This is a genomic window from Yersinia sp. LJYL362, assembly GCF_048323875.1.
In genome coordinates, this window is the sequence record NZ_JBLWEX010000013.1 from 1 (window position 1) to 8,295 (window position 8,295).

Here is an 8,295-nt window from a genome sequence, read left to right on the forward strand (position 1 = left end):
AACTGCGTGGCGTATTGGGTCTGGACTGAGGATTAAAATGAGCAAGAAAACCGGCCCGCAACACGGGCCGTATCAGCAAGATAACGGGGCGGAATTGCCGTCCCGTCGGCGTTTGCTCCTCGGTATGGGCATGATGAGTGGGGCATTGGCGCTCGGTGGGGCAAAAATAGCTCGCGCGGCGGATTGCCCAACCCCCGAATCTGCACCCGCGCAAGATGAGCGCTGGCAGCAGCAGCCTTTCTATGGGCAGCATCAAGCTGGTGTATTAACCCCACAGCAAGCTGCAATGATGCTGGTGGCATTTGATGTACTGGCAACAGATAAAGCAGCATTAATTCGGTTATTCACGTTATTAACTGCACGAATTGCTTTTCTGACCACAGGCGGGCATGCGCCGTCGATTAACGCAAAACTGCCGCCACTGGATTCGGGCATTATGGGGCCAGAAATTTACCCCGATAATCTGACGATCACGGTTTCCGTCGGTGACTCACTGTTTGACGAGCGTTTTGGTTTGCAAGGGCAAAAACCCCTGCGGCTGCAAAAAATGACTCGTTTCCCCAATGACTCACTGGATGCCGGATTGTGCCACGGTGATGTGTTGCTGCAAATTTGCGCGAACACCAATGAAACCGTGATTCATGCACTGCGCGATATCATCAAACACTCGCCGGATCTTCTCAGTGTCCGCTGGAAACGTGAAGGGTTTATTTCTGCCCATGCTGCCCGCAGCAAAGGTCAAGAAACACCAATCAACTTGTTGGGTTTTAAAGATGGAACCGCGAATCCGAAAACCAGTGATAAGCCGCTGATCAACCAAGTGGTTTGGGTTCAGGAAAACGCCGGAGAACCTGCCTGGGCAGTTGGTGGCAGTTATCAGGCGGCTCGGATTATCCGCTTCAAAGTGGAATTCTGGGATCGGACGCCCTTGCAAGAGCAGCAAACTATTTTTGGCCGCGATAAGCACAGTGGCGCGCCTTTGGGCATGGTGCATGAACATGATGAACCGGATTACACCAAAGACCCTGACGGCACAGTGATTAAGATGGATGCACATATTCGGCTGGCAAATCCGCGTACCGCTGAGACACAGAATAACTTGATGTTACGCCGTGGCTACAGCTACTCGCTGGGAGTATCAAATTCGGGGCAATTGGACATGGGCCTCTTATTTGTCTGCTACCAGTCTGACCTGGAAAAAGCTTTTCTGACTGTGCAAAAACGGCTGAATGGAGAAGCGCTGGAAGAGTATGTGAAACCCATTGGCGGCGGCTATTTCTTCACCTTGCCGGGAGTGGCAGATGCTAACCACTATTTAGCGCAAGGGCTATTAGAAGTAGAAGCTTGATTTTGAAATAAAGCACCACTTTAGCGGTGCTTTTCATGACCATTTAACGCGCTAATTTGGCTGTGATTTTCGCCACATGTTCGCCCTGGAAACGGGCAATGGCAAGCTCCTCAGCGCTTGGCTGGCGGGAACCATCACCCCCTGCAATTGTGGTCGCGCCATAAGGTGTGCCACCACGGGTCTGCGACACATCGAACAGCTCTTTGGCCCCATAGCCGATAGGAACAATGATAAAGCCGTGATGGGCTAAAGTGGTCCAGGTTGAGGTAATGGTGTGTTCTTGCCCACCGCCCGTTCCGGTAGAGGCAAACACACTGGCGACTTTGCCGTACAGTGCACCGGCTGCCCACAGCCCTCCAGTTTGATCAAGGAATGTACGCATCTGCCCGGCCATATTACCAAAGCGGGTTGGCGTACCGAAAATGATGCCATCGTAATCAGCCAACTCTTGCGGTGTTGCTACTGGTGCTTTCTGGTCAGTTTTACCACCGGCTTTGGCAAAAGCATCTGCTGGCATGGTTTCCGGCACACGCTTAATGGTCACTTCAACACCGCTAACTTTTTGGGCACCTTCGGCAATTGCGCCGGCAAGTGTCTCGATATGTCCATACATGGAATAATAAAGCACTAGAATTTTCGCCATCTCGCTTCGCTCCAATCATATTTATTGAATAACGTTGATGATGTCATCATAGTCGCTGCTTATGACACTTATTAACCATACGCCAATGCTGGCCGCACTGAAAGTCACCGAAATAAGACATCCCAATCTGGTGGCTTTGATTTGCTCAGCTTGATTACAAATTACGTAACTTCTTTTGCAGGCGTTTTTGCTGCCAGCGCTCCATCCAATTGCCGAGCAAGAATAGGTTTATCGCTCTTAAACCTAATGGAATACCTAACCCCAAAACGACCCACCAGGCCCACATATAGCTTGGGGAGGTAAACCAGTTAATCACGAACAATATTGAACACAGGATCACCGCCCACAATGACTTGTTATCTACATTGACAACGTAGCGCCCGATTAATATCTTTAATGATAGTAAAACTCCAATTTAAAGTATTAAGTGGAGTTTTATGGTTATTACCATTCACCCAATATAGCGATTAATTAATGAGGAACATCTTGATGACTCAGATATACCACCAATATAAGAAAAAATTGAGTACAAAAGTCATCCTATTGAGCGCGCTGACTCTTTGCATCACATTCTCACTACCTTACGCCAATGCCGAACGCTATCCCGATGTACCTGTTGCCTTTAAGTATGGGACGGGCGCTCGGGTTGATAACAATTTATATGCTGGCTTAGGTAGCGCCGGTCAATCGTGGTATCGCCTTGATACGGATAAAGCCAGCAGTGGTTGGCAGAAAATAGCCGACTTCCCGGGGCAGCCTCGTGAACAGGCTGTCACTGTAGCATTAAGCGGTAAGCTGTATGTTTTTGGTGGTGTGGGTAAAAATACCGCCAGCGACACACAGATAAGTGCACTGAATGATGTGTATCAATATGATCCGCAAACTAATCAATGGCAACGGTTAGCAACACGAGCACCGCGCGGCTTGGTGGGAACCGCCGCAACCACATTGAATGGCACTCAGGCGCTGCTGCTGGGGGGCGTCAATAAAGCCATTTTCGACGGTTACTTTACGGATCTGGCCTCTGTGGGCAGTAATGAAACCCAGAAAAATGCGGTTATTAATGCGTATTTTGAACAAGCTCCGGCGGACTATTTCTATAACCGCGATGTTCTGATGTATAACCCAGCCAAGAATCAGTGGAAAAGTGGCGGACAGGTGCCTTTTTTAGGCACGGCGGGATCGGCCATCACCGCTGTAAAGGGGGATTTGATATTAATAAATGGTGAAATTAAACCCGGATTACGCACGGCAGCGGTATGGCAGGGTAAAAAACAGGGCGCAGAACTGAAATGGCAACAGCGACCGGATTTGATTGGCACCGAAAAAGGTGCGGTACAGGAAGGGCTGGCGGGGGCATTCTCCGGGGTTAGCCATAATGTGGTGTTGGTGGGCGGTGGGGCCAATTTCCCCGGCTCATGGACGCAATTCAATGCGGGTCAGTTATATGCCCATAAAGGGCTGAAAAAACAGTGGCAACAGCCCATTTATGCGCTGGTGGATAATCAATGGCTGGTGGTGGGGAAATTACCCCAGCCGCTGGGTTATGGCGTATCCATTCAAGATAAAGATAAAGTGATTTGGGTGGGAGGAGAAACAAGCGACGGTGTCGCGACCTCAGCAGTGACTCAGCTCTCCTGGCAAGATGGCAAACTGCATCTTGAATAAATAGGCTGATATGATAACGCTCTGTATTGAGCTTCTAGGCATAATATAAGAGCGTTTTAGCACAATGCCAACCCGCCTGTTTGCGTAAGCTAGACACTCACCTTACAGGAGAAAGAACATGAAAAAAGCAGCACTGTCTCTGGCGATTATCGCGGTTTCATTATCGGCACAGGCGCAGACTTTCAGCGTGACAAGTACCGACATGTCTGAAGGTAAATCCTTGCAAATTCAACAGGTCTATAACGGGTTTGGCTGTGAAGGCGGGAACCAATCGCCACAGCTTTCATGGCAGGGTGCTCCGGTCGGCACAAAAAGCTTTGCCATCACGGCCTATGATCCTGATGCCCCCACAGGCAGTGGTTGGTGGCATTGGACGGTGGTGAATATTTCCGCTGATACTCATCAACTGGCAACCAATGCCGGGCAGCGCACTGATATCGCCAGCACGACCCAAAGCGCTTTACCAAAAGGTGCCGTTCAAGGGCGGAATGATTTCGGTTATGCCGGGTTTGGCGGTGCCTGCCCGCCGGCAGGGGATAAACCGCACCACTATCAGTTTACTGTTTGGGCATTGAAAACCGATAAATTGCCGTTGGATGGCAACGCCAGCGGCGCATTGGTCGGCTTTATGCTTAACAGCAATGTCATTTCGAAGGCAAGATTAGTGGCGACTTATGGCCGTTAACCCTTAACGTAGAGCACCCAAAATGCAGCAGATAAACCACAGTCAGATGGCCGTTTCGAGCGCTGAAATTGTTGCCCGACGCGCACATACACTGCACCGAGTGACGGTGTTTGCTCCTGCACTGTGTCATGTGCGGCAGGGCAGTAAATTGGTGCAATCGGGCTCTCAAGCAGCCAGTGCCGGGCAATCGACTCTGATTTTGTTCCCCGCCGGCATCGAAGTCAGTATTGCCAATACGCCAGATCGAGGTCATTACTGTTCTGATATGGTTTATCTGCCGCAAAGCTTATTGCGCCAGTTCCGGCAATGGTATGGCGCGTTAGCGGCTGCGCCCGCCGCGGCCACATCTTTATGTGTTCCTCTGGATGTAAATACCCGTCGGGCTTGGGAGAGTTTATTGCTCAACCTGAAAAACCATGCGCCCGATGCATTGTCACAACACTCTGCTATGGGCGTTTTATTGGCCCTTCATCTGGCAGGACATGCAGGACTGTTATTAATAGACAGACGGGATAAGCTGGCTGAACAGGTTCAGCAGATTATTCTGCTCGACCCAGCCCGTGATTGGAGTGTCAGTGATGTTGCGCAATCTCTGCACATGGGGGATTCCACTTTGCGGCGTAAGTTGATGCAAGAGGAACGGCAGTTTCGTCTCATTCTGGAGGAGGTACGAATGGGGTGTGCGCTACATACTTTACAAACCACGTCACTGCCGATAGGCGAAATCGCTGCACAACACGGTTATATATCGGCGTCTCGTTTTACCTCGCGTTTTCAGCAGCATTTTGGCTTAACACCCAGCCGGCTGCGCGAAGCAATAACCGCCCCTTAGTTCAGGGCCATTAAGGCTAAAACTGGCGCCAGAACATCTCTGACGCCAGGTTATGATTACAGTTTATTGTTTTCGTACAGGCGTGTTCTGCGTTTTTTCAAGATAAAGTAGCCGATGGTCAGGATGACAAACCACAATGGCGTTACCATCAGCGCCTGGCGGGTATCACTTTCCAACGTCAACAAAACCAATACAAAGGCAAAGAACGCCATACACACCCAAGACATGAAGATCCCGGCTGGCATTTTGTAAATCGATTTTTTATGTAGCGCTGGGCGTCTTTTGCGATACACCAGATAAGAGCAAAGGATAATCGTCCAGACGAACATAAACAGAATCGCCGATACGGTGGTGACCAGCGTAAAGACGGTCATGACATTCGGGATAAGGTAAATTAGCACCACGCCGCCCAACAGGCAAACACACGAGAATGTTAGCCCAGAAGCGGGGACTGAACGGCGTGATAACTTACCAAACTGCTTTGGTGCATCACCTTCTTTCGCCAAACCGAACAACATGCGGCTGGTGGAGAACACGCCGCTGTTGGCGGAGGAGGCGGCGGAGGTTAACACTACAAAGTTGATCACACTGGCCGCAGCAGGCAAACCGACCAGAACGAATAACTCAACAAATGGGCTTTTATCGGCGACCACTGAGCTCCAGGGGGTCACGGACATAATCATAATCAATGAGAAGACATAGAACATGATGATGCGGATCGGAATGGAGTTAATCGCGCGCGGTAATACCACTTCAGGATCTTTGGTTTCAGCAGCGGTAGTCCCAACTAATTCAATACCGACGAAGGCAAAAACGGCAATCTGGAAACCAGCAAAGAAGCCACTGATTCCTTTCGGGAACATGCCGCCATCATTCCATAAATGAGTAAATGAGGCCGTCGTGCCAGATGGGGATTGATAGCTCATTAAGACCATCGTCAGACCGGCGAAGATCAACGCCACGATTGCCACAATTTTAATCATGGCGAACCAGAATTCCATCTCACCGAACATTTTTACTGTTGCCAGATTCAGAGATAACAGCAGTAAAACCACTAACAATGAGGCGACCCATTGCGAAAAGTCAGGGAACCAGAATTGCGCATAGGCAGTAATGGCGACGACATCGGCGATACCGGTGATGACCCAACAAAACCAGTAAGTCCAGCCCGTGAAAAAGCCTGCCCATGGGCCAAGCAAGTCCGCAGCAAAATCACTGAATGATTTGTATTTTAGATTCGAGAGCAGCAACTCACCCATTGCTCGCATCACGAAGAACAACATAAAGCCGATTATCATATAAACGAAGATGATCGACGGCCCGGCAAGGCTGATGGTTTTACCCGATCCCATAAACAAGCCAGTCCCTATGGCGCCGCCAATGGCAATCAACTGAATATGGCGGTTGGAGAGACTTCGTTGAAGGTGCTCTTCAGGTTCCGGCAAAGGCTCTGCCACTATCTTGGATTGGTCTACCATCTTTCCCATTCCCTCTTCCTGTATTTGTGAAGTTGTTGAGCTCTATGTTGGCTCTTTGGTCTTACCCTGTCTGTCTTTGGCTTTTTTGTATGCTTTAAATACAATTTTCGAATTATTTAATATCTCTGCAACAATAATTACACAATACGCCTCGTTTTCCAGTGTTTATATTTCACACACTGAATTTTGTTAAGTTCATCACAGCGCATGGAATTACAACATGAAGTTACATAACTAACAATAATCGCAAGTAACAGATGCATAATTAATCCACAGCAATGAATATACCTAGGGTATAAAGAGAAAAATCTGATGAAGTGTTTGACAGCTCAGGCCAACAGGAGAATAATTATCGCCGTTGGGTCGTTAGCTCAGTTGGTAGAGCAGTTGACTCTTAATCAATTGGTCGCAGGTTCGAACCCTGCACGACCCACCAACAGAATCAATCACTTAGAATTAACCTCTAATTTCAAATCTATTTCATGGGACATATTTGGGACACAATCATTAAATATTGCGTCTATTTGTCTGGCATGTTCATTTAAATGATTCGGTGAAAGATGGGCATATCTTTTCACCATTTCAATTGACTCCCAACCACCCATTTCTTGTAATGCAGAAATAGGAACTCCGGATTGAACTAACCAGCTTGCCCATGTATGCCTTAAATCATGAAATCTGAAATTATCTATTCCGGCTCTTTTTAATGCCGAATACCAAGCTTTATTACTATCAACTCGTAATTTCCTTATTTCTGGCGTTAATGAACCATCAGACCTATTTGAGGCGTGAGTATGAACAAACACATATTTGTTATGCTTTCCAATCTGTTCCCTAAGAACCTTTGCGGCTGTATCATTCAGGGCTACGCCAATAGCCCTGCCTGACTTGCTATCTTCCGGATTAATCCATGCAACCTTTCTCTGCATGTCTATCTGTTGCCATTCCAGGTTGATAATATTGGAACGACGCAGGCCGGTAGACAGCGCAAACCGCACAACGGACTTCAATGGTTCTGGACATTCATTGATTAGCCTAATAGCCTCATGAGGCTCTAGCCAGAGAATGCGCTTATTCTTCGGCTGTGGCACCTTAATGAGAGGTGCTTTATCGAGCCACTTCCATTCGCGCTCCGCCGCCCTCATTATCGACTTTATCAAAGAAAGGTGTGCCGCCTTTGTTGCTGTAGATGATGGTTTAGCCTTAAATGTGGGTATCTCTTTACCTTTGTTGGCGACTGATGTTGCCATTATCCGCCAGTTCTCTTCATGTCTTCGATTTGTCATCTTGCTGATCGCCGCGTATATCCTTACTTCGATAATATCCTTCAGCTTTACCCCCTCGAAATGCGATAACCAAAACCCCATAAGACTTTTATCCGTATCAAGAGAGCGCTTTTCCGCTTTCTCTTCAATCCAGCGCAAACAAGCCTCTTCGAACATGATCTCCGGCATTTCTCCGAGGCGGTCTACTCGCCAATAATCAGACTTTAACTTGTCGTGCAGTTCCTGAGCCTGTCAATTATGGTCTAAAAGTGAGCCACAGTTATGCTTTAAAAGTGCACCACTTTAAGACCGGTTTTTGAACCTAAATGATTCATTGCCTGTTTCAATAATGTCACAATGATGAACCAGTCTATCC

At 48.2% G+C, this 8,295-nt stretch carries 7 protein-coding genes, 1 tRNA gene and 2 pseudogenes; 5 read left to right on the forward strand and 5 right to left on the reverse strand.

Features of this window, described 5'->3' with window-relative positions; genetic code table 11:
- Positions 1-37: 37 nt before the first annotated feature.
- Positions 38-1,348, forward strand: a complete 1,311-nt coding sequence (gene efeB, locus ACNSO8_RS00485; RefSeq protein WP_418393496.1) for an iron uptake transporter deferrochelatase/peroxidase subunit — start codon at positions 38-40, stop codon at positions 1,346-1,348.
- A gap of 43 nt (positions 1,349-1,391) precedes the next feature.
- On the opposite strand, the gene wrbA is transcribed toward efeB, so the two are convergent.
- The gene (gene wrbA / locus ACNSO8_RS00490; protein WP_418393497.1) at positions 1,392-1,991 is read right to left on the reverse strand and encodes an NAD(P)H:quinone oxidoreductase; all 600 of its coding nucleotides are present in this window, start codon (positions 1,989-1,991) and stop codon (positions 1,392-1,394) included.
- Between the two features lie 154 nt (positions 1,992-2,145).
- Positions 2,146-2,340 (reverse strand): annotated as a pseudogene (locus tag ACNSO8_RS00495) (2TM domain-containing protein); the annotation flags it as partial.
- Positions 2,341-2,480: 140 nt separating this feature from the next.
- On the opposite strand from ACNSO8_RS00495, the gene ACNSO8_RS00500 reads away from it, so the two are divergent.
- The 3 genes from ACNSO8_RS00500 (at position 2,481) to ACNSO8_RS00510 (ending at position 5,176) form a co-directional block, all read left to right on the forward strand.
- On the forward strand, positions 2,481-3,659 hold the full coding sequence (locus ACNSO8_RS00500) for an N-acetylneuraminate epimerase (RefSeq protein ID WP_418393498.1): 1,179 nt from the start codon (positions 2,481-2,483) through the stop codon (positions 3,657-3,659).
- Positions 3,660-3,777: 118 nt separating this feature from the next.
- On the forward strand, positions 3,778-4,344 hold the full coding sequence (locus ACNSO8_RS00505; RefSeq protein ID WP_418393499.1) for a kinase inhibitor: 567 nt from the start codon (positions 3,778-3,780) through the stop codon (positions 4,342-4,344).
- Positions 4,345-4,366: 22 nt separating this feature from the next.
- Positions 4,367-5,176 carry a helix-turn-helix transcriptional regulator gene (locus ACNSO8_RS00510; protein ID WP_418393500.1) on the forward strand — a complete coding sequence of 270 codons (810 nt, stop codon included), beginning with the start codon at positions 4,367-4,369 and terminating at the stop codon, positions 5,174-5,176.
- Positions 5,177-5,232: 56 nt separating this feature from the next.
- Here ACNSO8_RS00510 and cycA read toward each other — a convergent pair whose 3' ends face one another.
- Positions 5,233-6,654 carry a D-serine/D-alanine/glycine transporter gene (gene cycA / locus ACNSO8_RS00515; protein WP_418393501.1) on the reverse strand — a complete coding sequence of 474 codons (1,422 nt, stop codon included), beginning with the start codon at positions 6,652-6,654 and terminating at the stop codon, positions 5,233-5,235.
- Between the two features lie 360 nt (positions 6,655-7,014).
- Here cycA and ACNSO8_RS00520 point away from each other — a divergent pair.
- Positions 7,015-7,090 (forward strand) — tRNA-Lys (locus ACNSO8_RS00520).
- 10 nt (positions 7,091-7,100) lie between these two features.
- Here ACNSO8_RS00520 and ACNSO8_RS00525 read toward each other — a convergent pair.
- Positions 7,101-8,171, reverse strand: a pseudogene (locus tag ACNSO8_RS00525) (site-specific integrase); the annotation flags it as partial.
- Positions 8,172-8,222: 51 nt separating this feature from the next.
- The coding region (locus ACNSO8_RS00530; protein ID WP_072079411.1) for an ATP-binding protein at positions 8,223-8,295 on the reverse strand (73 nt) is incomplete at its 5' end.

Excerpts from the sequence above, each read along its gene's own strand:
- efeB (WP_418393496.1), top strand. The coding sequence starts at position 38 with ATGAGCAAGAAAACCGGCCCGCAACACGGGCCGTATCAGCAAGATAAC.
- wrbA (WP_418393497.1), bottom strand. The coding sequence starts at position 1,991 with ATGGCGAAAATTCTAGTGCTTTATTATTCCATGTATGGACATATCGAG.
- ACNSO8_RS00500 (WP_418393498.1), top strand. The coding sequence starts at position 2,481 with ATGACTCAGATATACCACCAATATAAGAAAAAATTGAGTACAAAAGTC.
- ACNSO8_RS00505 (WP_418393499.1), top strand. The coding sequence starts at position 3,778 with ATGAAAAAAGCAGCACTGTCTCTGGCGATTATCGCGGTTTCATTATCG.
- ACNSO8_RS00510 (WP_418393500.1), top strand. The coding sequence starts at position 4,367 with ATGCAGCAGATAAACCACAGTCAGATGGCCGTTTCGAGCGCTGAAATT.
- cycA (WP_418393501.1), bottom strand. The coding sequence starts at position 6,654 with ATGGTAGACCAATCCAAGATAGTGGCAGAGCCTTTGCCGGAACCTGAA.